The following is a 20,741-nucleotide window of genomic DNA, read 5'->3' on the forward strand; positions in this document are numbered from 1 at the left end:
CTGGCTCAACTAACGCTCCTGCTGGTGAGTGGGGTTCGGGAAGCTGCCGGTCTGGCCGTTACCGACCTGGCGACCTTGCGCGATACCCCGACGGAGATTGGTCAGCCGACCGCGCACGTCGTCAGGCGCACGCGAGACAGCCGGACCGGATTGGTGCTGTTGCTGCTGAGCCGTGCCCGGGACGAGGTTCGCCCGGGGTACCCGGCGCGGCAGGCCGGAGGTGGTGACACCGCCCGCGGCCGGCTGCCGGACGCGTTCCGCCTGCCGTACGAGGTCGTCGTTCGGCGAGCTGCGCCAGGCGGTCGAGGAGGTCCGCTGGGAAGCGGAGGGCGGCTGCGCCGGAGCTGCGGGAGCCTGCGGCTGCTGCGGGGCGGAGGCCGGAGCCGAGCCGCCCGCGCCGGACTGACGGTCCTGCTGGTCGCCCTGCGGGCCGCCGTGGAACCAGTTGGTCTCCAGCGTGTCGTACAGCGGGGTACGGCCGTCACCGGGGCCCGCGGGCGGCAGCGCCTCGGGCTCCTGGCGAGCGGGCCGCTGCTGCTGCGGACGCGGCGGGACCGGGGGCTGCTGGGCGCCGAAGTCGGCACCGCCGCCGTACGTGCCGTTGACCTGCGGCCGCTCGAACTGCCCGGTGGAGTCGGGGTTCTGGCGGCCGGGCAGGGCGTGCTGGCCCGTCGAGCCGGCGTCGTACCCCTGCGGCGAGGCGAACTGGCCCGTCTGCGACGAGTTGTTCTGCGCGTTCGGGGTGCCGAAGACGTCCGAGCGGACGAACTGACCGTTGTTCTGCGGCTCGTTCGCACCGGGACGGGCGGACTGGCCCGTGCTCTGCGCGTCGTACCCGCCCGGGGCCGGGGCGCCGAAGTCCATGCGGCCGAAGTCCGACGGGCCGGCGTTCGAGCCCGGGCCCTGGCGGGCGTCGGAGCGCCCGATCGCCGGGGTCTCGGCGGTGGAGCCGGGGCCCTGGAAGTCGTCGATCCGCGGCATCCGGGAGGTCTGTGCGGCGTCCTCGTCGTGGCCGCGCGGGGCGTCGAGCGAGGCGCGCGGCACCGGCGGCTGCGCGTTCTCGTCGCTCCAGCTGGGGCGGGACGGCTGGTTGCCGCCCGGCAGCTCGGCACGCGGGCCACCACGCGGCGGCAGCTGCGGCTGACGGCCGCGGCGGCCCTTCTCGCCGCCGGCCGGCGGGGACTGCGGCGCCGAGGGTCCACCCTGCCGCGACTGGTCGAGGCCCGAGGAGGCGCCACGGGGGCCGCCGAAGGGGTCCTGACCCGTGCCCGCGGCCTGCAGCCCCTGCGGGGCGCCCGGAGCCTGGCCACCGAACCCGGCGCCCGCACCGGCCGGCGGCCGGCCCTGCGACGGCGCGCCCGGACCCTGTGGCCCACGCGGTGCGCCCGGTCCACCGGGAAGTCCGCCACCGTCACGCCCCGGCAGCGCGGCCCGCGGCCCCTGGCCGGCACCCAGCCGGCCGCCACCGGACGCTCCGGCACCGAGGGCGCCGCCACCCGGCGCACCCGCGCCGAGAGAGCCGTTGCCGGACTGGGCCTGGCGGCGGGCGGCGGCAGCACCGGCGGCGGCCTGCGCGGCGGCCGGACCACCGGAGCCACCCGGGCCGCCCGGAGCGGGCTTGCCCGGAGCGGGCTTCTTGTTGCCCTGGGCGACGTCGACGGGAAGCATGACCAGCGCGGTCGTACCGCCGGAGTCGGACGGGCGCAGCTGGATGCGGATGCCGTGCCGCTGCGACAGACGACCGACCACGAACAGACCCATGCGGCGGGAGACGGAGACGTCCACGGTGGGCGGCGAGGCGAGCCGTTCGTTGATCGCGGCGAGGTCCTCGGGGGAGAGGCCGATGCCGGTGTCGTGGATCTCGATCAGCACGCGGCCGTCGGGCAGCGCGTGACCGGTGACCTTGACCTTGGTCTGCGGGGAGGAGAACGAGGTCGCGTTCTCCAGCAGCTCGGCCAGCAGGTGCACGAGGTCGTTGACCACGCGGCCGGCCACTTCGGTGGTCGGCACGGAGGCCAGCTCGATGCGCTCGTACTGCTCCACCTCGGAGGCGGCGGCACGGAGCACGTCGACCAGCGGGACCGGGCGGGTCCAGCGGCGGCCGGGCTCCTCACCGGCGAGGACGAGGAGGTTCTCACCGTTACGGCGCATGCGCGTCGCGAGGTGGTCGAGCTTGAACAGCGAGGACAGCTGGTCCGGGTCTGCCTCGCGGGACTCCAGTTCGGAGATGAGCGACAGCTGACGCTGGATGAGGCCCTGGGAGCGGCGCGAGAGGTTGGTGAACATCGCGTTGACGTTGCCCCGCAGCAGGGCCTGCTCGGCGGCGAGGCGGACGGCCTCACGGTGCACGTCGTCGAAGGCCGCGGCCACCTGGCCGATCTCGTCCCGGGAGTGCACACCGACCGACTCGACGGAGGTGTCGACGTCCTGCGGGTCGGACTCCGAGAGCTGCTTGACCAGCTCGGGCAGGCGGTCCTGGGCGACCTTGGTGGCGGTCTCCTCCAGGCGGCGCAGCGAGCGGATCATGGAGCGGGCCACCACGAAGGCGCCGACCAGCGAGACACCGAGCACGAGCAGGATCAGCGCACCGGAGATGATCGCCTCGCGCTCCGACTCGTTGCGCAGCTCGCGGGCCTTCTGCTCCATGTCCTCCAGCAGCGTCGTCTCGATGGCGCGCATCTGCTGGATCTTGGTGGTGCTGTCGTCCACCCAGTCCCGGTACGACCGCTTGTCCAGCGACTGCAGACCGGTGTCGGTGGTCAGGGCGCGGCTGGCGTAGGTGTCGGTCGCCTTGATCGTCGCGTTGCCGTCACCGATCGGCTTCAGGAGCTCCTCGGCGGCCTCCGAGCCGTAGATGCTCTTGAAGCTGCGGATCTCGGACTTCTGGCTCTCCAGTGCGGAGTCGGCGTACAGCCGGTCGTTCTCCGACAGGTCGCCCTGGGCGGTGTTGTTCGCCGGCAGCGCCGCCGCGAGGACCGCGCGCTGGATGGACGAGTACTCCTTGGCCGAGGAGAAGGCCGCCAGGGCACGCGTGCTCTGGATCATCTCCGGGTTGCTGGTCGCCTCCGCCATGTCCTGCGAGAGGCCGAGCAGGTTGGTGATCAGCCGGTGGTAGGCCTCCACGGTCTGGGTGGAGTTGTCCTCGGCCTGGTAGGCGGCGTTGCGGATCTCGGCGAGGGTGCCCAGTTCCCGGACGAGCTGGACGATGTTGTCGCGGACGCCCGTGAGCTGGCCGTCCTTGCTGCTGTCGTCGATCTCCTCGGCGGCTTCCCGGAAGCTCACCGAAGCCCGGTCCGTCTTGTCCCGGTAGCCCTTGACCGTGTAGTCGGTCGCCTTGGCGCCGTGCGCCAGCGGACCGGCGGACTGGTCGCGCTCCTCCTGGAGCGCGGTGGCGAGCTCGGTGGCCCGCTTGGTCATGTCCGTCAGCAGCTTCATGTTCTCGAGCTGCTGGATGTCGTCCATGTTGTCGCTGATACGCAGCGCACCCAGCGAGGTGGCCGCGACCACCGGGAGCGTGAGCAGCGCCACCAGACGGGTGGAGATACGCCAGTTGCGCAGGGCTATTCGCGCGCCGGGGCCGCCGGAGCCCTTCGGGGCCTTCTTCGCCGTCGGAGCGGAAGGGGCCGTCGCCCCCGGGGACGCCGACACGGCGGAGCGCCCGGAGCGCTCACCGCCCTCGACGGACGGGGCCGGGCCCGGGTTCTGGGCGTGCTGGGGGGAGGGACCTCGGTCGGTCCCGCCGTGCTCCGGCTCCGCCGAAGCGCTGCCATCCCTCTTGAAACGTCCCTGCACTAGCGTCGCAACCTCTGGACCAGGCGCCCCTCCGCGTGAACGGACGGACACGGTGTCGGCGTCTTTCGGGAGCGCCCTGAATACGCTCCCTGATGGTCGTGAGTGACCGGCGCTGGCTCCCCCTTCTCGCCGCCACTCGGCGCTCGATGCGCCCCCTGTGCGCCGGCTCGATCCTGCGGCGGTCCGTGGAATTCCAGCACAGTGCAGGATCTCCAACAAGGCCCGTAGGTCGAGCCGTGACATACGTGACACCACGTGAGGGCGAGGTTACCTCCCGTAGAAAGCGATCCCGCCCATAACGGACGTATGCCCGCGAGCCGTTCGAGTGCAAGGGGTGTCCCAGTCGCCATGATCAGGAGCGGAATGGCAGCTTCAGGGGTGCAATGTCCGTTTCGGCGGGATGGATTGCGGGCCTGAATTGACCGGTTTGTCCGCGAACTCGTGAGGAAACTCACACGCGAATCAAGGGGTCCGCGCAACTTCCCGAGGGAATTGCATGTTTAGCCTGACGCTTTACAAGAGGGATGTTTCTGCCAACCCGCGTCCGGACGCAGGCCCATCGAGGCCGGCCCCGGCGCCCCGTCACGACAGGGCTCAGTAAAACCGTGAAGACGACGACGATGATCCGCACGATAGCCAATCCGCGGCGCACGACGCTGGCGCACCTCGACGGCGCCGACGAACTGCAGATCCCGCAGCAGCCGGAGCACTCCGTCGATCTTCCCGCTCAGACCGCCAATCCCAAGCGCACCATCCTCCAGGAGATGCCCGTCACCGCCGCCGCCGAGTAGTACGCGGCCGGACGACCGGTTGTTCAATCACGTACGAACATTCGGCCGCGTACGACGGTGGGAGCGCCCGCGGTAATGCGCGAGGCGCTCGCTCCTCCCCGCGCTAGCCTGGAGCGTCAGACTCCAGCCGGCTCAAGTGAGGGGCGCAAGATCCCGTGCGCATCGCCAGATTCTCCATCGACGGGAACGTCGCCTTCGGCGCGGTCGAGGGCGACAGGCCGGACGAGCTCGTGCTCGACATCATCAAGGGCATCCCGTTCGCGGACTTCGAGCTCTCCGGTACGAAGGTGCCGCTGAGCAAGGTCAGGCTGCTGCCCCCGGTGCTCCCCAACAAGGTCGTGGCGTTCGGCCGCAACTACGCCGAGCACGCCCGCGAACTGGGCAACGAGGTGCCCGACGCCCCGTTCGCCTTCTTCAAGCCGTCCACCGCGGTGATCGGCTCCGGCGACGAGATCCAGTACCCGTCCTTCACCGAGGACCTCCACCACGAGGCCGAACTGGCCGTCGTCATCGGCCGCATGTGCCGCGAGGTCCCGCGCGAGCGCGTCAAGGACGTGATCTTCGGCTTCACCTGCGCCAACGACATCACCGCCCGCGACGTCCAAAAGCGCGAGAAGCAGTGGGCGCGGGCCAAGGGCTTCGACACCTCCTGCCCGCTGGGCCCCTGGGTCGAGACGGACCTCGACCTCAGGACGGCGTCCGACCTGACGATCCAGCTCACGGTCAACGGCGAACAGCGCCAGCTCGGCCGCACCAGCGAGATGGTCCACCCGATCGAGGACCTGATCGTCAACATCTCCGAGGCCATGACGCTGCTCCCCGGCGACGTGATCCTCACGGGCACCCCGGCTGGGGTCGGCCCCCTCAACGTCGGCGACGAGGTCGCCGTCACCATCGAAGGCATCGGCACTCTCACCAACAAGGTTGTCAAGCGTGGCTAGCGCACCCGTCCGCGTACGTTTCTGCCCCTCGCCCACCGGTAACCCCCATGTGGGCCTGGTCCGCACCGCCCTGTTCAACTGGGCGTTCGCCCGGCACCACCAGGGCACGCTCGTCTTCCGCATCGAGGACACCGACGCGGCCCGTGACTCCGAGGAGTCGTACACCCAGCTGCTCGACTCGATGCGCTGGCTCGGCTTCGACTGGGACGAGGGCCCCGAGGTGGGCGGCCCGCACGCGCCGTACCGCCAGTCGCAGCGCATGGACCTCTACAAGGACGTCGCGGCCAAGCTCCTGGACGGCGGCTACGCCTACCACTGCTACTGCTCCCAGGAGGAGCTGGACACCCGCCGCGAGGCCGCCCGCGCGGCAGGCAAGCCGTCCGGTTACGACGGTCACTGCCGCGAGCTGACCGAGGCGCAGGTCGAGGAGTACAAGGCCCAGGGCCGCGAGCCGATCGTCCGCTTCCGCATGCCCGACGAGACGATCACCTTCACGGACCTGGTCCGCGGCGAGCTGACCTTCACGCCGGAGAACGTCCCGGACTACGGCATCGTCCGCGCGAACGGCGCCCCGCTCTACACCCTCGTCAACCCGGTCGACGACGCCCTGATGGAGATCACCCACGTCCTGCGCGGCGAGGACCTGCTCTCCTCGACGCCCCGGCAGGTCGCCCTGTACAAGGCGCTGATGGAGCTGGGCATCGCCAAGGGCATCCCCGAGTTCGGCCACCTGCCGTACGTGATGGGCGAGGGCAACAAGAAGCTGTCGAAGCGCGACCCGCAGTCGTCGCTGAACCTCTACCGCGAGCGCGGCTTCCTCCCCGAGGGGCTGCTCAACTACCTCTCCCTGCTGGGCTGGTCGCTCTCGGCCGACCAGGACATCTTCACGATGGACGAGATGGTCGCGGCCTTCGACATCGCGGACGTGAACCCCAACCCGGCCCGCTTCGACCTGAAGAAGTGCGAGTCGATCAACGGCGACCATGTCCGCCTGCTCGATGTGAAGGACTTCACCGAGCGCTGCCGCCCGTGGCTCCAGGCCCCGTTCGCCCCCTGGGCCCCGGAGGCCTTCGACGAGGTGAAGTGGCAGGCGATCGCCCCCCACGCCCAGACCCGTCTGAAGGTGCTGTCGGAGATCACGGACAACGTCGACTTCCTGTTCCTGCCGGAGCCGGTGTTCGACGAGCCGTCCTGGACGAAGGCGATGAAGGAGGGCAGCGACGCCCTCCTGCGGACCGCCCGCGAGAAGCTGGACGCGGCCGACTGGACCTCCCCGGAGTCGCTGAAGGAGGCCGTCCTGGCCGCCGGCGAGGCCCACGGCCTCAAGCTCGGCAAGGCCCAGGCCCCGGTCCGTGTGGCCGTCACGGGCCGCACGGTCGGCCTGCCGCTGTTCGAGTCCCTGGAGGTCCTGGGCAAGGAGAAGACCCTCGCCCGGATCGACGCGGCACTGGCGAAGCTCGCCGCATAGCACGTTCACAGCGGGGCGGCGTCCGGTTCGGGCGCCGCCCTCGTCGTATCCACCCAGCCGTCGCCCGGAATTCATCTCTCCGGCCAACTCCCGCTCGCCGAAGGCACGTTGGATGCTCCCTGTGCACATGAGGTGCGTGTGCACCCTGTTACAGGGGGAGGGGAACGTGACTCGTTCACGAAGACTTGCCACGGTGGCGCTCAGCGGCGCGGTGGCCCTGACGTGCGCCCTGCCGATCACACCCGCGCAGGCCGCGGACTCACCCGTGGGGACGGTCCGGCTCAGCACGGAGAAGCGGGTGGAGATCGAGTACACCTGGGCCGGCGCGTCCGGATTCCGCTACCGCGGGGCGAGCGGCGGCTCCGGCACGTGGGTGGACTACCCGGACGTCGTCCCGCCCGCCCACGCGGGCCCGGACGACCTGGCCAGCGGGACCGACGTCGTCATCACCGGCCTCAGCGGCTCCACCGTCACACAGAATCACCGCTCCACCGGCACGACCGCCACCGTCACGATCCCGTCCGGCCAGACCTACAAGGCCTCCGTCGGCTGGAGCGTGCTCACCCAGGACACCGGCGGCGCCCCGCACGTGCTGCGCGCCGCCACCGACGGCACCACCACGGACATCCCGGTCACCGGGCTCCCCGCGGGCGCCCGGATCACCGCCTACGTCACCGGCGGCTCGGTCGGCCGCCTCGCGGTCGTCCACACGCTGGACGGTACGACGTCCGTCGGCCTCGTCGACCTCACGGACGGCGCCTTCCGTACATACGTCTCCGGCGTGAGCGCGGACCCGGAGGTCGTCTTCAACGACCGCTGGATCGTCGCCAACTGGAAGGCGGTCCGCGTCGACGCCGAGCCCGGCACCCAGCCCACCACGGTCACCGGGCTGCCCGGCCGGCTCGAAGCCGTCGTGGGCGACCAAGTCCTCGCCGGAAACCCGGACATCCTCCCCGCCGGCACCCAGCCCGCACTCAACGCCCGCTCCCTCGTGACCGGTGCCGCGACCACCGTGCTCAACCCGTCCTTCGGCGGAATCGGCCCGACCCTGGACGGCGGCGCCCTCGCCACCGCAGGACCCTCCAGCCTCGACTGGAACGTCCACCGGATCACGCCCACCCAGGACGGCGCACTCGCCACCGAGAAGGTGAACCGGATCCAGCCCTACGCGGTCGGCGTGCAGGGACTGGCCCTCGCCGGGGGCGAGTTGTTCCTGTACGGCACGACGCCGGGCGCCTCCAACCGGTTCAGCAGCTTCCAGCTGGACGCCACGGGCAGGCCCACCGGTCAGCAGACCCCCCGCAGCCCGGCGCTCACCGACACCACCTGCCTCACCGGCGATGCCGCCTGCCCCCAGCTGGAGGCCATGGGTGACGGCCGTGTCTCCTACCTCTGGGCCAACACCGAAGGCCAGGAAACCGTCCTCAACGTCGGCCTCGACACCACGACCATCCGCAGAGAGCCCACGGACGGCGACTCCGGCGGACGCATCCCCGGCGGCACCGGCCGTTACGTGCTCTACAACGGCGGCTCCGGCACCCAGAAAGTCGTCGACTTCCCGAACGGCACGACCGACGGCGAGACGACCCTCAGCCGTGCCCGCACCGCCGCCGCCGTCTGGGGCCAGCTGATGTGGACCCCCGGCAGCACCCAGGGGTCGGTCGTCGGAAAGCACCTCAAGACCGGCCAGACGGTGGCCACGGTCGCCACCGGCGCCCCCTGCACCCCCAGCGACATCCAGGCCGTGAACACCTGGCTGTACTGGTCCTGCGGCTCCACCGCGGGCGTCTACGACCGGGCGACGGGCCGCAAGATCACGGTCCCCGCTGACAACGGCCCGGCCCGCCTCGCCGACGGCTTCCTGCTCCGCGAGAACCGCACCACCCACGAACTGCTGCTCACCGACTTCCACACCGGCACGGCGGCCACCCGCACCCTGGTCAAGCTGCCCACCGCGGACCAGAACACCGGAGGCAGCAACGGCCGCTGGGCCGTCGACCGCTTCGGCGGCCACATCGCCTACCTCAACGGCACCTACGGCGAGGTGTCGATCGTCCCCAGCGGCGTCCCCGCCTCCGCGCTCGCACAGATGGAGGCCCAGACCGACCCGCCCCCCGCCGGTTCGACCACGATGACCCCCTGGCAGCCCGTCTGGCAGCTCAACAAGCCCGCCACCTGGACCCTCACTCTGAGCAACAGCAGCGGCACGGTGGTCCGCATCCTCACCGGCAGCACCAAGGGCGCCGCCGTCCGCGCCGCCTGGGACGGCTACTGGGGCGACGGCCGCCGCGTCAGCGGCACGTACACCTGGAAGCTGACCGCCGAGCCCCGCGACAACGAGGGCCCCGCCCTCGCGGCGACCGGCACGACCGCGGTCAACTGACGGACAGGCTCCCGCGGTCCGGGTTACCGTCGGATCATGAGCATTCGGGCCGTGGTCTGGGACGTGGACGACACGATTTTCGACTACACCACCGCGGACCGCGTGGGCATGGGCGCGCACCTGCTCGCCGAGGGCCTGCTCGACGGGTACGACAGCGTCGAGCAGGCCATCGCGCGCTGGCGGGCGATCACCGACGCCCAGTGGGCGCGGTTCTCGGCGGGGGAGGCCACCTTCCAGGGGCAGCGTCGCGACCGGGTGCGGGTGTTCCTCGGTGAGGAGCTGACCGACGCCGAGGCCGACGCCTGGTTCGAGCGGTACATCGGGCACTACGAGACCGCCTGGGCCCTCTTCCCGGACGTCCTGCCCGTCCTGGACGCCCTCGCGGCCAGCCACCGGCACGCGGTGCTGTCCAACTCCAGCATCCACGTCCAGGACCGCAAACTGCGCGTCCTCGGCGTGCACGATCGCTTCGAGGCCATCCTGTGTGCCGCCGAGCTCGGGGTCTCCAAGCCGGAGGCCGGCGCCTTCCACGCCGCCTGTGCCGCCCTGGAGCTCGCCCCGCACCAGGTGGCGTACGTCGGCGATCACCCGGAGATCGACGGGCGCGGAGCCGCGGAGGCCGGACTGCTGTCGGTCTGGATCGACCGTGACGGCGTGTACACCAGCGGCGACGCCCCTGGCGGACCGCACCGGATCGCCTCCCTCGCCGAACTCCCCGCGCTCCTCGGCGCGGATACCCGTTTTGGAGCCCCGTCCACCTTCGGGTAATGTTCTTCCTGCGCCGCCGGGGAGCGGGCCGAAAGGCCGGAAACCGGGGGAGCGAACTAGAACAAGATCCCCTCCGGGGCTTGCGTTCCAGTGGCCTATGGTGTAATTGGCAGCACGACTGATTCTGGTTCAGTTAGTCTTGGTTCGAGTCCAGGTAGGCCAGCTCGCAGAGCTCATCTGCAAAGCCCCCGTTGTGTAGCGGCCTAGCACGCTGCCCTCTCAAGGCAGTAGCGCCGGTTCGAATCCGGTCGGGGGTACAGATCCTTCCCGGAGGGTCAGTCAGGGTCGCACCCACTGACTCTCACGCAGGATCGCTAGGGCCCCCGTTGTGTAGCGGCCTAGCACGCCGCCCTCTCAAGGCGGTAGCGCCGGTTCGAATCCGGTCGGGGGTACTGTCTGGTCTAAACCACATTGGTCTATGGTGTAATTGGCAGCACGACTGATTCTGGTTCAGTTAGTCTTGGTTCGAGTCCAGGTAGACCAGCTCGGACCTGCGGAAACGCAGGCTCCACGCCCCCGTTGTGTAGCGGCCTAGCACGCCGCCCTCTCAAGGCGGTAGCGCCGGTTCGAATCCGGTCGGGGGTACACATGAAGGCCCTCCACTTCGGTGGAGGGCCTTCGTCATTCCTGGTCGCCGAAGCCGTACCGGCGTGCCGACTCCTCCTCCTGTGCCAGCCGGTGCAGGGCCTGCAGCATCGGCTCGACGAGGATCGCCCCCAGGACCGCCGTCTCCACCTTCTCGGCCTCCGACGCATGCGTCTCGACGAAGTCCAGGTCGAGGACCGCCGCCCCGTGCATCAACCGGGCGTAGGCCAGCAGCAGTTGAGGGTCCCAGTCGTATCCGAGCCGTCTGAGCGCGGCCATCGCCACCACCAGCGAACGGTACGAGGGCGAGATCGTGACCAGCGCCTTGGCGTTCGACCAGCCCAGGGACTCCAGCAGTTCGTCGGCCACGTCGTGCGCGGCCCGGACGTACTCGTCGTCCTCGTCCGGCTCCGGGACCTGTGGCAATGCCCACAGGGCCGCGCCCAGGCGGATCGTCCGGGGCAGGGCGTCGTCGTCGACATGCCCGAGCACCGCCCGGACCGTCGCCACCGGCACCCGCCCGACCTGGATCATCGCGCGCACCAGGCGGAGCCGGCGCAGATGTTCCTCGTCGTACTCGGCGGTGCGGGCGTTGATCTGGCGGCCGGGGGCCAACAGGCCTTCGCGCAGGTAGTACTTGATCGTCGCGGTGGGCACCCCACTGCGCTCGCTGAGCTCGGCCAGCCGCATCTCTTGCGCCTCTCCTTGGGGAGTGTCACTATCCAATCACCGGGCAGAAGGATAGTGCCGCTATCCGGTGAGGGAGCCAGGGGGCCGCCATGTTCGCGAAGCCGGTGCTGGGTCGTACGACCGCGGATGCCGAGGGCGATGTGGTGGTCCTGCTCATCGGGATGCGGGTCAATCACTTCTGGGCGGTGCACCAGTGGCTGCCGGTCATGCTGTCGATGTTCCGCATGCTTGGGGAGCTTGCGCGGGACGCTGACCGGGGGCTGCTGGGGCGCGTCCTGCTGACGGCCTCGCCGCGGACGTATTACGTCGTCCAGTACTGGGAGTCCAAGGAGAAGCTCTACGCGTACGCCGCCTCGCCGGACATGTTCCATCACCGAGTGTGGGCGATCGTCAACGGCAAGGAGCGGGCGGGGAAGGTGCGAGGCCGCGTGGGGTTGTGGCACGAGGCGTACGTGGTGCCCGAGGGGTCGTACGAGTCGATCTACGCGGACATGCCGGCGTTCGGGCTCGCTGCCGCGCATGGACAGGTGCCCGTCGAGCGGCGCGGGCGGTACGCGAAGGACCGCTTTGCCCACCGGTCGGCTGACGGGGTGGCCGAAGAAGCCGGGTGATCGGGGAGATCACCGGGGGGATCGGGGGAACGAGGGGGTCTGCCGCGGCGTTGAGGCAGGTCCCCTCGTCGACGTCCCGCGAAAGGTCAGCCCGTGCGGCGCAGGGCCTCGGAGAGGCGTGCGGCGGCGTCGATGACCGCCTGGGCGTGCATACGGCCCGGGTGGCGGGTCAGGCGCTCGATGGGGCCGGAGACCGATACGGCGGCGACCACGCGGTTCGACGGGCCGCGTACCGGCGCCGAGACGGACGCCACGCCCGGCTCGCGCTCGCCGATCGACTGGGCCCAGCCCCGGCGCCGTACGCCGGAGAGCGCGGTGGCCGTGAAGCGGGCGCCCTGCAGGCCCCGGTGCAGGCGCTCCGGCTCCTCCCAGGCCATGAGGATCTGCGCCGAGCTGCCCGCCTTCATCGTGAGCGTCGAGCCGACCGGGACCGTGTCCCGAAGGCCGGACAGGCGTTCCGCCGCGGCGACGCAGATGCGCATGTCGCCCTGGCGGCGGTAGAGCTGCGCGCTCTCGCCCGTGACGTCACGGAGGTGGGTGAGGACCGGGCCCGCCGTGGCGAGGAGACGGTCCTCACCGGCGGCCGCGGCCAGTTCTGCCAGCCGAGGGCCGAGAATGAAACGGCCTTGCATGTCACGCGCCACCATGCGGTGGTGTTCCAGAGCCACGGCCAGTCGATGGGCCGTGGGTCGTGCCAGTCCGGTGGCCGAGACGAGCCCTGCGAGGGTGGCCGGACCGGACTCCAGGGCGCTCAGGACAAGGGCTGCCTTGTCCAGAACGCCGACGCCGCTACTGTTGTCCATGAAACGATACTCGCGTCTCACTCTGTGAAACGCAAGTTCAATTTTCCGTGGAACACGCCACTCTGGAAGACACGAAGGCAATGCGGCCCGCAGACAAACGGGCCCGGTGGCGGACGCCCGAACAGGGGCGGCGGGCGCTGCCTCCTCAAGATCTCTAGTTGGGCCGGTGGACGCTTGCCGGCCGGAGGGAAAGCGATGGGTAGGACACTCGCGGAGAAGGTCTGGGACGACCATGTCGTCCGGCGCGCCGAGGGCGAGCCCGACCTCCTCTTCATCGATCTGCACCTGCTGCACGAGGTGACCAGCCCGCAGGCCTTCGACGGTCTGCGCAAGAGCGGCCGCAAGGTGCGCCGTCTCGACCTCACCATCGCGACCGAGGACCACAACACCCCGACCCTCGACATCGACAAGCCGATCGCCGACCCGGTCTCGCGGGTCCAGCTGGAGACGCTGCGCAAGAACGCCGCCGAGTTCGGTGTACGCCTGCACCCGCTGGGCGACGTCGAGCAGGGCGTCGTCCACGTCGTCGGCCCGCAGCTGGGTCTGACCCAGCCCGGCATGACGGTCGTCTGCGGTGACTCGCACACCTCCACGCACGGCGCCTTCGGCGGCCTCGCGTTCGGCATCGGCACCTCCCAGGTGGAGCACGTGCTGGCGACCCAGACGCTGCCGCTGGTCCGCCCGAAGACCATGGCCATCACGGTCAACGGCGAACTGCCCGAGGGCGTCACCGCCAAGGACCTGATCCTGGCGATCATCGCCAGGATCGGCACGGGTGGCGGCCAGGGCTACGTCCTGGAGTACCGCGGCTCCGCCATCGAGAAGCTCTCGATGGAAGCCCGCATGACCATCTGCAACATGTCGATCGAGGCCGGCGCCCGCGCGGGCATGATCGCCCCCGACGAGACCACCTTCGAGTACCTCAAGGGCCGCCCCCACGCGCCCAAGGGCGAGGACTGGGACGCGGCCGTCGCGTACTGGAAGACGCTGAAGACGGACGAGGACGCCGAGTTCGACGCCGAGGTCGTCATCGAGGCCGCCGAACTGTCGCCGTTCGTCACCTGGGGCACCAACCCGGGCCAGGGCGCGCCGCTTTCGGCGGACGTCCCCGACCCGGCTTCGTACGAAGACGCTTCGGAGCGCCTCGCCGCCGAAAAGGCCCTGGAATACATGGGGTTGGAGGCCGGTCAGCCGCTGCGCTCCATCAAGGTGGACACCGTCTTCGTAGGCTCCTGCACCAACGGCCGCATCGAGGACCTGCGCGCCGCCGCCGAGCTCCTCAAGGGCCGCAAAGTCGCCGACGGCCTGCGGATGCTGGTCGTTCCGGGCTCCGCGCGGGTGGGGCTGCAGGCCGTCTCCGAGGGCCTGGACGTGGTCTTCAAGGAGGCCGGCGCCGAGTGGCGGCACGCGGGCTGCTCGATGTGCCTGGGCATGAACCCCGACCAGCTGGCCCCCGGTGAGCGCTCCGCGTCCACCTCCAACCGCAACTTCGAGGGCAGGCAGGGCAAGGGCGGCCGCACCCACCTGGTGTCGCCGCAGGTCGCCGCCGCGACCGCCGTGCTGGGCCACCTGGCCTCCCCGGCCGACCTGTCCGACGTCGAGACCCGTACGCCCGCTGGAGTCTGAGAAGTCATGGAAGCATTCACCACGCACACCGGCCGGGCCGTCCCGCTGCGCCGCTCCAACGTCGACACCGACCAGATCATCCCTGCTCACTGGCTCAAGAAGGTGACCCGGGACGGGTTCGAGGACGGGCTGTTCGAGGCCTGGCGCAAGGACGAGACGTTCATCCTCAACCAGCCCGAGCGCCAAGGCGCCACGGTTCTGGTCGCCGGTCCCGACTTCGGCACCGGTTCCTCGCGTGAGCACGCCGTGTGGGCGCTGCAGAACTACGGCTTCAAGGCCGTCATCTCCTCGCGCTTCGCGGACATCTTCCGCGGCAACTCGCTCAAGAACGGCCTGCTCACGGTGGTTCTGGAGCAGAAGATCGTGGATGCGCTGTGGGAGCTCACCGAGAAGGACGCGACTGCTGAGGTCACGGTGGACCTGGAGGCTCGTGAGGTGCGCGCCGAGGGCATCACCGCCTCCTTCGAGCTGGACGAGAACTCCCGCTGGCGGCTGCTGAACGGCCTCGACGACATCTCGATCACCCTGCAGAACGAGGCCGACATCGCGGCCTACGAGGCGAAGCGGCCGTCGTTCAAGCCGCGCACGCTCCAGGCCTGAGCCAAGGCACGCTCCAGGCCTGAGCCAAGGCGCGCCCCAGGCCCGAGCCAAGGCTTCGGCGCAAGGCGACTTTCGGCCACCGCAACACCCGCGCAGTACCCCCGATCAGCCCCGATCGGGGGTACTGCCATGTCTGCACCCGAACGGCCCTGCGCCGCGTGATTGCCGTGCTCAACTTCCCACGTTACGACGGGTGTTGCCGGGGTACGCGAGTGTTGTATCCGCGGCTTTCGCAAGTGCTCGGAAGGCCATTCGAGGCCGGAGTTGCACCCCTGGCAGGCGACAACTCGCCCCAGATGGCACAATCTGTGCATGGAACACGACGGCCAACTCGAGCTCTATGCGGCAGTCGCGGACCAACTGAAGGAAGCGCATGCAAGGGTGCGCGCACTGCAAGTCCCGGAGGGCGTACGGATGGCGCTGACCCGGAAGCTGCTGGTCATTACGGCCGCGGCCAAGCACGACGTCGCCGAAGCGACAAGGCGTCTGGAGCGGTTCATCGCGGACCTCGACGCGGGGCGATTCCCCGAAGAGGAACGCTGAACACCTTCGAGATCGCCGAGTCCGTTGCGGCACAAGGGTGATTAGCCCGTTTCGTGTTTGATTTGCGGTATATATCTGCCTAACGTGCGAAAAAGCTTGAACACTTTCGTTCTGGCGATGTCTCCGAAGGGGAAGACGTGAACAAGGCGCAGCTCGTAGAAGCGATTGCCGACAAGATGGGCGGCCGCCAGCAGGCCGCCGATGCTGTCGACCACGTACTGGACGCGATCGTCCGCGCGGTCGTCGCGGGTGAGCGGGTCTCGGTCACCGGCTTCGGTTCGTTCGAGAAGGTCGACCGCCCGGCTCGTTACGCCCGTAACCCCCAGACGGGCGAGCGGGTTCGGGTCAAGAAGACCTCTGTTCCGCGCTTCCGTGCGGGTCAGGGCTTCAAGGACCTGGTGAGCGGTTCGAAGAAGCTCCCGCGGGGCGGCGAGGTCGCGGTCAAGAAGGCGCCCAAGGGCAGCCTGACCGGTGGTGCCGCGGCGACGGTCAAGAAGGCCGCCGCGAAGAAGACCACCAAGGCGGCCGCCGCGAAGAAGACGACGGCGAAGAAGACCACGGCCAAGAAGACCACGGCCGCGGCGAAGAAGACCACCGCGAAGAAGGCGCCGGCGAAGAAGACCACGGCGACCGCCAAGACCACCGCGGCGAAGAAGACCACGGCCAAGAAGGCGACGGCCAAGAAGGCCCCGGCGAAGAAGGCGACCGCCAAGAAGGCGCCCGCCAAGAAGTCGACGGCTCGCAAGACCACCGCCAAGAAGGCCACCGCCCGCAAGAGGTAGATCCGCAGGGGCACTCACGCGCAGGGCCGGACTCCGTGGGGAGTCCGGCCCGCGGCGTGTTCAGCCGCCGTTCACAGGGTTTGCAGGGTGACCAGCGTGATGCGCAGGGACCCGCCCTCGCCCTCCGTCTCGATGCGGACCCGCTGCCCCGGGCGCAGCAGGCGTAGGCCGCCCGCGTCGAAAGCCGGGCCGTCGAAGGGGACGGGGGTGCCGTCGTCCAGGAGGACGCTGCCGGAGCGGGTTTCGGCGTCGTAGGTGTATGCGGTGGCCTGCATGGCTGCCAGCGTATGCGCTTTGCTGTGAGGCCGCGACGGGGCGCCGTTCGGCTGCGGCGCCGTCGAGGCCGGTCGCGCCCGCGCGGCGGAGCCGCATATCGGATACAGCCCCGCGCCCCTTCAGGGCGCTCCGGTCACTTTTCCTTGATCAGCAAGCGCGCTGCTGCGGCTGCGGTGCGGGGGCCCACCCCCAGGGTCAGTGCCGCGCGCAGGTCGGCGCCGGTGTCCACGTCCTGGCGTACGGAATCCACGTCGGCGAGGGGGAGTTCCACCGCCCCCGACGCGCGATGGCTGAGCCGGGAATCCTTGCCGAATGCCGGAATTAATTCCTGGCCCGGAGCTGCGGCCAGCAGTGTCGTGCCGATTGCGGCCGCGTCCGGGAGAAATGCGCGTGGGAATTCCGCGGCCGAGTCCAGGACGCGGGCCAATTCCAGGGGGCGCAGGGCGGGAAGATCGGCGTTCAGGGCCGCCACGGCACTGTCGGGGCGGGATGAGCGTACTTTCGCCGCCGCGTGCGCCAATGCCGCGTTGAGGCCGCCGCCCGGCTCGTCCGGGACGATGTGCGCGCCAAGTGCGCGCAGCTCGCGGCCGGCCAGGGCGTCGTTCGTGACGACTGCCACATCCTTCACCGCGGGGCAGGCCAGCGCCGCCGCCACCGTGTCCTGGGCGAACGCGAGGGCCAGGCCCGGGCGCAGTCCGTCGTCCGCGGTGTCCGCGAGCCTGCTCTTCGCCCGCGCCAGGGGCTTCAGGGGTATGACCAAGGTCCACTGCACGTGCGTTTCGTCCCTCTCTAGTCGCGGCCATTGTCACTCAGCCGTCACCGGGGGCATCTGGCGGTTACGGCGGCGAGGCGTACGGTGTTCTCGACAGACCGGCGGCCTGGGGCGACACTTGTGCGGCCCCCCGGCCCGATGTCCTTGATCCCTAGAGGAAGGTGTCCGCGTGCCCCGCCGCAGAATCGGCTTCTGGTACCGCTTCGCCGCGGTGCTCTGCAAACCGCCGCTGGTGGTTCTGATCAAGCGGGACTGGCGCGGAATGGAGCACATTCCGGCCGAGGGTGGATTTATCACCGCGGTGAACCACAATTCGCACATCGATCCCTTCGCGTACGCGCACTTTCAGTACAACACCGGCCGGGTTCCGCGATTCCTCGCGAAGAGCGGGCTTTTCAAGAAGGGATTCGTCGGCGCCGCGATGCGCGGCACCGGGCAGATCCCTGTCTACCGGGAGACCACGGACGCGCTGAGCGCCTTCCGCGCCGCGATCGCCGCCGTGGAGCGCGGTGAGTGCGTCGCGTTCTACCCCGAGGGCACCATCACCCGCGACCCCGACCAGTGGCCCATGACCGGCAAGACCGGCGCCGCACGTGTCGCGCTGCAGACCAAGTGCCCGGTGATCCCGGTCGCGCAGTGGGGGGCCAACGAACTGTTGCCGCCCTACGCGAAGAAGCCCAACGTCCTTCCCCGCAAGACCCACCGGGTCCTCGCGGGCCCGCCCGTGGATCTCGCCCGCTTCTACGACAAGGAGATGACCCCGGAGTTGCTGAAGGAGGCGACCGAGGTCATCATGGCCGCCATCACGGCCCAGCTGGAGCAGATCCGCGGCGAGAAGGCGCCCGAGACGCCGTACGATCCGCGTCAGGAGCGCATCGAGCAGCGGCGCAGGACCGCCCAGCAGAACCGGCGGACGCAGCAGGTGAGGGCCGAGCAGGAAGAGGGGCAGGGCACGTGAACAAGCCCGTCAAGGCGGCCGTCATGGGCACGGGATCATGGGGCACCGCCTTCGGCATGGTTCTCGCCGACGCCGGCTGTGAGGTGACCCTCTGGGCCCGTCGCGCCGAACTCGCGGAAGCGGTCAACTCCACCCGTACGAACCCCGACTACCTCCCCGGCGTCGAACTTCCGGAGAACCTGCGGGCGACGCCGGACGCCGCCGAGGCCATGCGCGGCGCCGACTTCACCGTCCTCGCGATCCCCTCGCAGACGCTGCGCGGCAACCTCGCCGAGTGGACGCCGCTGCTCGCGCCCGGCACGATCCTCGTCTCGCTGATGAAGGGCGTCGAACTCGGCTCCGCGATGCGGATGAGCGAGGTCATCGACGATGTCGCCAAGGTCGGCCAGGACCGCATCGCCGTGGTCACCGGGCCCAACCTCGCACGTGAGATCGCGGCCCGCATGCCGGCCGCCGCGGTGGTCGCCTGCACGGACGAGGCCGTCGCCCAGCGGCTCCAGTCCGCTTGCCACACGCCGTACTTCCGGCCGTACACCGAGACCGACGTGGTCGGCTGCGAGCTGGGCGGTGCCGTGAAGAACGTCATCGGCCTCGCCGTCGGCATCGCGGACGGCATGGGGCTCGGCGACAACGCCAAGGGTTCGCTCATCACCCGCGGCCTGGCGGAGACCGCCCGGCTCGGGGTCGCGCTCGGCGCCAACCCGCTGACGTTCGCCGGTCTCGCGGGCCTCGGCGACCTGGTGGCGACCTGCTCCTCACCGCTGTCCCGCAACCACACCTTCGGCACCAACCTCGGCAAGGGCATGACCCTGGAGGAGACCATCGCGGTCACCAAGCAGACCGCCGAGGGCGTCAAGTCCTGTGAGTCGGTGCTGGATCTGGCCCGCCGGCACGGCGTCGACATGCCCATCACGGAGACGGTCGTGGGAATCGTCCACGAGGGCAAGCCGCCCGTGGTGGCTCTCAAGGAGCTGATGTCGCGCAGCGCGAAGCCGGAGCGACGCTGAGCGAAGGGCCCCCCTCTTTTCGGCTCGTTCGCCGCTGGGCGCTTTCAGCCGGTGTCGAGGGCGCGACCGTGCTCAACCCTGCGGGCCTCCGCGCGGTCGCCCCCTCGACACCGGCGCGCCCTCCGGCTCACTCGCGGCCCGGACGCTGACTCGGCCCCTACGGGCGGGTACGCTCATCGCGATATGAGCACCGAGAACCTCCCCCAGAGCCCTGACCAGCCGCCTCGCAAGCCGCGCGTGGCCGTCGTGTTCGGCGGTCGCAGCTCCGAGCACGGGATCTCCATGGTCACCGCCGGCGCCGTACTGCGTGCGATCGACCGGACGAAGTACGACGTCCTGCCGATCGGCATCACCCGGGAAGGCCGCTGGGTGCTCACCGCGGACGAACCGGAACGGATGGCGATCACCGATCGCCGTACGCCCGAGGTCGAGGATCTCACCGACTCCGGCGAGGGCGGCGTGGTGCTCTCCGTCGACCCGGCGAACCGCGAAGTCGTCTACAGCGAGCCCGGAGCGGTGCCCAAGGCGCTGGGCGAGATCGACGTCGTCTTCCCGGTGCTCCACGGTCCCTACGGCGAGGACGGCACCCTGCAGGGCCTGCTGGACCTCTCCGGAGTCCCGTACGTGGGTTCCGGCGTGCTCGCCTCGGCCGTCGGCCAGGACAAGGAGTACATGAAGCGGGTGTTCACCTCGTTCGGGCTCAAGGTGGGCCCGTACGTGGTGATCCGGCCGCGCGAGTGGGAGCAGGACGAGTCCGCCGCCCGCAAGAAGATCATCGACCTCGCCGGCGACCACGGCTGGCCGCTCTTCGTGAAGCCCGCGCGCGCGGGTTCCTCGATCGGCATCACCAAGGTCGACGACCTGTCCGGCCTGGACGAGGCGATCGCCGAGGCCCAGCGGCACGACCCGAAGATCCTCGTCGAGGCGGCGCTGCGCGGCCGTGAGATCGAGTGCGGGGTGCTGGAGTTCGAGGACGGCCCGCGCGCCTCCGTACCGGCCGAGATCCCGCCGCCGGACGCGCACGCGTACTACGACTTCGAGGCCAAGTACATCGACTCGACGCCGGGGATCGTGCCGGCGCCCCTCACGGCGGAGGAGACGGCGGAGGTCCAGCGCCTGGCGGTGGACGCCTTCGAGGCGGCCTCGTGCGAGGGCCTGGTGCGCGCGGACTTCTTCCTCACCGAGGACGGCGAGTTCGTGATCAACGAGATCAATACGATGCCCGGCTTCACGCCGATCTCGATGTACCCGCAGATGTGGCAGGCGAGCGGGATCAGCTACCCGGACCTCGTGGACAAGCTGCTCCAGGCGGCGTTGCGGCGGTCCACCGGGCTCAGGTGACGGC

General features: G+C 70.2%; 18 protein-coding genes and 5 tRNA genes. 18 read left to right on the forward strand and 5 right to left on the reverse strand.

Annotation, left to right across the window (positions count from 1 at the left end):
- Positions 1-9: 9 nt before the first annotated feature.
- Positions 10-3,792 (reverse strand): nitrate- and nitrite sensing domain-containing protein, encoded by a 3,783-nt coding sequence (locus ACIREI_RS34675; protein WP_403341561.1) that lies wholly within the window; start codon positions 3,790-3,792, stop codon positions 10-12.
- 605 nt (positions 3,793-4,397) lie between these two features.
- On the opposite strand from ACIREI_RS34675, the gene ACIREI_RS34680 reads away from it, so the two are divergent.
- The 10 genes from ACIREI_RS34680 (at position 4,398) to ACIREI_RS34725 (ending at position 10,728) form a co-directional block, all read left to right on the forward strand.
- On the forward strand, positions 4,398-4,583 hold the full coding sequence (locus tag ACIREI_RS34680) for a hypothetical protein (protein ID WP_403341564.1): 186 nt from the start codon (positions 4,398-4,400) through the stop codon (positions 4,581-4,583).
- A gap of 155 nt (positions 4,584-4,738) precedes the next feature.
- Positions 4,739-5,524: a fumarylacetoacetate hydrolase family protein gene (locus ACIREI_RS34685; RefSeq protein WP_403341566.1), complete on the forward strand. Its 786-nt coding sequence runs from the start codon at positions 4,739-4,741 to the stop codon at positions 5,522-5,524.
- Entirely contained in the window at positions 5,508-6,992 is a 1,485-nt protein-coding gene (gene gltX / locus ACIREI_RS34690; RefSeq protein ID WP_403341569.1) for a glutamate--tRNA ligase, read from the forward strand. The genes ACIREI_RS34685 and gltX overlap by 17 nt, the downstream gene beginning before the upstream one ends.
- Before the next feature lie 166 nt (positions 6,993-7,158).
- Entirely contained in the window at positions 7,159-9,375 is a 2,217-nt protein-coding gene (locus ACIREI_RS34695; RefSeq protein WP_403341572.1) for a hypothetical protein, read from the forward strand.
- A gap of 36 nt (positions 9,376-9,411) precedes the next feature.
- On the forward strand, positions 9,412-10,143 hold the full coding sequence (locus ACIREI_RS34700; protein ID WP_403341575.1) for an HAD family hydrolase: 732 nt from the start codon (positions 9,412-9,414) through the stop codon (positions 10,141-10,143).
- A 91-nt stretch (positions 10,144-10,234) separates the two neighbouring features.
- Positions 10,235-10,306: transfer RNA gene (locus tag ACIREI_RS34705), tRNA-Gln, on the forward strand.
- 21 nt (positions 10,307-10,327) lie between these two features.
- Positions 10,328-10,400: transfer RNA gene (locus ACIREI_RS34710), tRNA-Glu, on the forward strand.
- 62 nt (positions 10,401-10,462) lie between these two features.
- Positions 10,463-10,535: transfer RNA gene (locus ACIREI_RS34715), tRNA-Glu, on the forward strand.
- Between the two features lie 20 nt (positions 10,536-10,555).
- A tRNA-Gln gene (locus ACIREI_RS34720) sits at positions 10,556-10,627 on the forward strand.
- 28 nt (positions 10,628-10,655) lie between these two features.
- A tRNA-Glu gene (locus tag ACIREI_RS34725) sits at positions 10,656-10,728 on the forward strand.
- A gap of 36 nt (positions 10,729-10,764) precedes the next feature.
- Here the strand turns inward: ACIREI_RS34725 and ACIREI_RS34730 are convergent.
- Positions 10,765-11,418: a MerR family transcriptional regulator gene (locus ACIREI_RS34730; protein ID WP_403341578.1), complete on the reverse strand. Its 654-nt coding sequence runs from the start codon at positions 11,416-11,418 to the stop codon at positions 10,765-10,767.
- An 89-nt stretch (positions 11,419-11,507) separates the two neighbouring features.
- On the opposite strand from ACIREI_RS34730, the gene ACIREI_RS34735 reads away from it, so the two are divergent.
- The gene (locus tag ACIREI_RS34735; RefSeq protein ID WP_403341580.1) at positions 11,508-12,029 is read left to right on the forward strand and encodes a DUF4188 domain-containing protein; all 522 of its coding nucleotides are present in this window, start codon (positions 11,508-11,510) and stop codon (positions 12,027-12,029) included.
- A gap of 86 nt (positions 12,030-12,115) precedes the next feature.
- Here ACIREI_RS34735 and ndgR read toward each other — a convergent pair whose 3' ends face one another.
- Positions 12,116-12,832, reverse strand: coding sequence for an IclR family transcriptional regulator NdgR (ndgR, locus tag ACIREI_RS34740; RefSeq protein ID WP_031485194.1), 717 nt, complete (start codon positions 12,830-12,832; stop codon positions 12,116-12,118).
- 195 nt (positions 12,833-13,027) lie between these two features.
- Here ndgR and leuC point away from each other — a divergent pair, with 195 nt between their 5' ends.
- The 4 genes from leuC (at position 13,028) to ACIREI_RS34760 (ending at position 16,383) form a co-directional block, all read left to right on the forward strand.
- A complete protein-coding gene (leuC, locus tag ACIREI_RS34745) occupies positions 13,028-14,458 on the forward strand; it encodes a 3-isopropylmalate dehydratase large subunit (protein ID WP_403341583.1) in 1,431 nt (476 codons plus the stop codon).
- A gap of 6 nt (positions 14,459-14,464) precedes the next feature.
- Complete coding sequence (leuD, locus tag ACIREI_RS34750; RefSeq protein WP_403341585.1) at positions 14,465-15,058, forward strand: 3-isopropylmalate dehydratase small subunit; 594 nt, start codon at positions 14,465-14,467, stop codon at positions 15,056-15,058.
- Between the two features lie 312 nt (positions 15,059-15,370).
- Entirely contained in the window at positions 15,371-15,601 is a 231-nt protein-coding gene (locus ACIREI_RS34755; protein WP_003997611.1) for a hypothetical protein, read from the forward strand.
- A gap of 137 nt (positions 15,602-15,738) precedes the next feature.
- Entirely contained in the window at positions 15,739-16,383 is a 645-nt protein-coding gene (locus tag ACIREI_RS34760; RefSeq protein ID WP_403341588.1) for an HU family DNA-binding protein, read from the forward strand.
- A gap of 71 nt (positions 16,384-16,454) precedes the next feature.
- Here the strand turns inward: ACIREI_RS34760 and ACIREI_RS34765 are convergent, their stop codons facing one another.
- Together ACIREI_RS34765 and cofC are read right to left on the reverse strand one after the other, a co-directional pair.
- Positions 16,455-16,658: a hypothetical protein gene (locus ACIREI_RS34765; protein ID WP_403341591.1), complete on the reverse strand. Its 204-nt coding sequence runs from the start codon at positions 16,656-16,658 to the stop codon at positions 16,455-16,457.
- Positions 16,659-16,792: 134 nt separating this feature from the next.
- Complete coding sequence (cofC, locus tag ACIREI_RS34770) at positions 16,793-17,431, reverse strand: 2-phospho-L-lactate guanylyltransferase (RefSeq protein ID WP_403341594.1); 639 nt, start codon at positions 17,429-17,431, stop codon at positions 16,793-16,795.
- A 169-nt stretch (positions 17,432-17,600) separates the two neighbouring features.
- On the opposite strand from cofC, the gene ACIREI_RS34775 reads away from it, so the two are divergent.
- The 3 genes from ACIREI_RS34775 to ACIREI_RS34785 all read left to right on the forward strand — a co-directional run bounded on the left by ACIREI_RS34775 (position 17,601) and on the right by ACIREI_RS34785 (position 20,737).
- Positions 17,601-18,389: a lysophospholipid acyltransferase family protein gene (locus tag ACIREI_RS34775; RefSeq protein ID WP_403341596.1), complete on the forward strand. Its 789-nt coding sequence runs from the start codon at positions 17,601-17,603 to the stop codon at positions 18,387-18,389.
- Positions 18,386-19,396: an NAD(P)H-dependent glycerol-3-phosphate dehydrogenase gene (locus ACIREI_RS34780; protein ID WP_403341599.1), complete on the forward strand. Its 1,011-nt coding sequence runs from the start codon at positions 18,386-18,388 to the stop codon at positions 19,394-19,396. Before ACIREI_RS34775 ends, ACIREI_RS34780 begins: the two co-directional genes overlap by 4 nt.
- Positions 19,397-19,579: 183 nt before the next feature.
- The gene (locus ACIREI_RS34785; protein ID WP_403341602.1) at positions 19,580-20,737 is read left to right on the forward strand and encodes a D-alanine--D-alanine ligase family protein; all 1,158 of its coding nucleotides are present in this window, start codon (positions 19,580-19,582) and stop codon (positions 20,735-20,737) included.
- Positions 20,738-20,741: the final 4 nt, after the last annotated feature.

Source organism: Streptomyces sp. NPDC093591, assembly GCF_044764885.1.
GTDB lineage: Bacteria > Actinomycetota > Actinomycetes > Streptomycetales > Streptomycetaceae > Streptomyces.

Coding starts and splice junctions, on each gene's coding strand:
- ACIREI_RS34700 (WP_403341575.1), top strand. CDS start 9,412: ATGAGCATTCGGGCCGTGGTCTGGGACGTGGACGACACGATTTTCGAC.
- ACIREI_RS34730 (WP_403341578.1), bottom strand. CDS start 11,418: ATGCGGCTGGCCGAGCTCAGCGAGCGCAGTGGGGTGCCCACCGCGACG.
- ACIREI_RS34735 (WP_403341580.1), top strand. CDS start 11,508: ATGTTCGCGAAGCCGGTGCTGGGTCGTACGACCGCGGATGCCGAGGGC.
- ndgR (WP_031485194.1), bottom strand. CDS start 12,832: ATGGACAACAGTAGCGGCGTCGGCGTTCTGGACAAGGCAGCCCTTGTC.
- leuC (WP_403341583.1), top strand. CDS start 13,028: ATGGGTAGGACACTCGCGGAGAAGGTCTGGGACGACCATGTCGTCCGG.
- leuD (WP_403341585.1), top strand. CDS start 14,465: ATGGAAGCATTCACCACGCACACCGGCCGGGCCGTCCCGCTGCGCCGC.
- ACIREI_RS34755 (WP_003997611.1), top strand. CDS start 15,371: ATGGAACACGACGGCCAACTCGAGCTCTATGCGGCAGTCGCGGACCAA.
- ACIREI_RS34765 (WP_403341591.1), bottom strand. CDS start 16,658: ATGCAGGCCACCGCATACACCTACGACGCCGAAACCCGCTCCGGCAGC.
- ACIREI_RS34785 (WP_403341602.1), top strand. CDS start 19,580: ATGAGCACCGAGAACCTCCCCCAGAGCCCTGACCAGCCGCCTCGCAAG.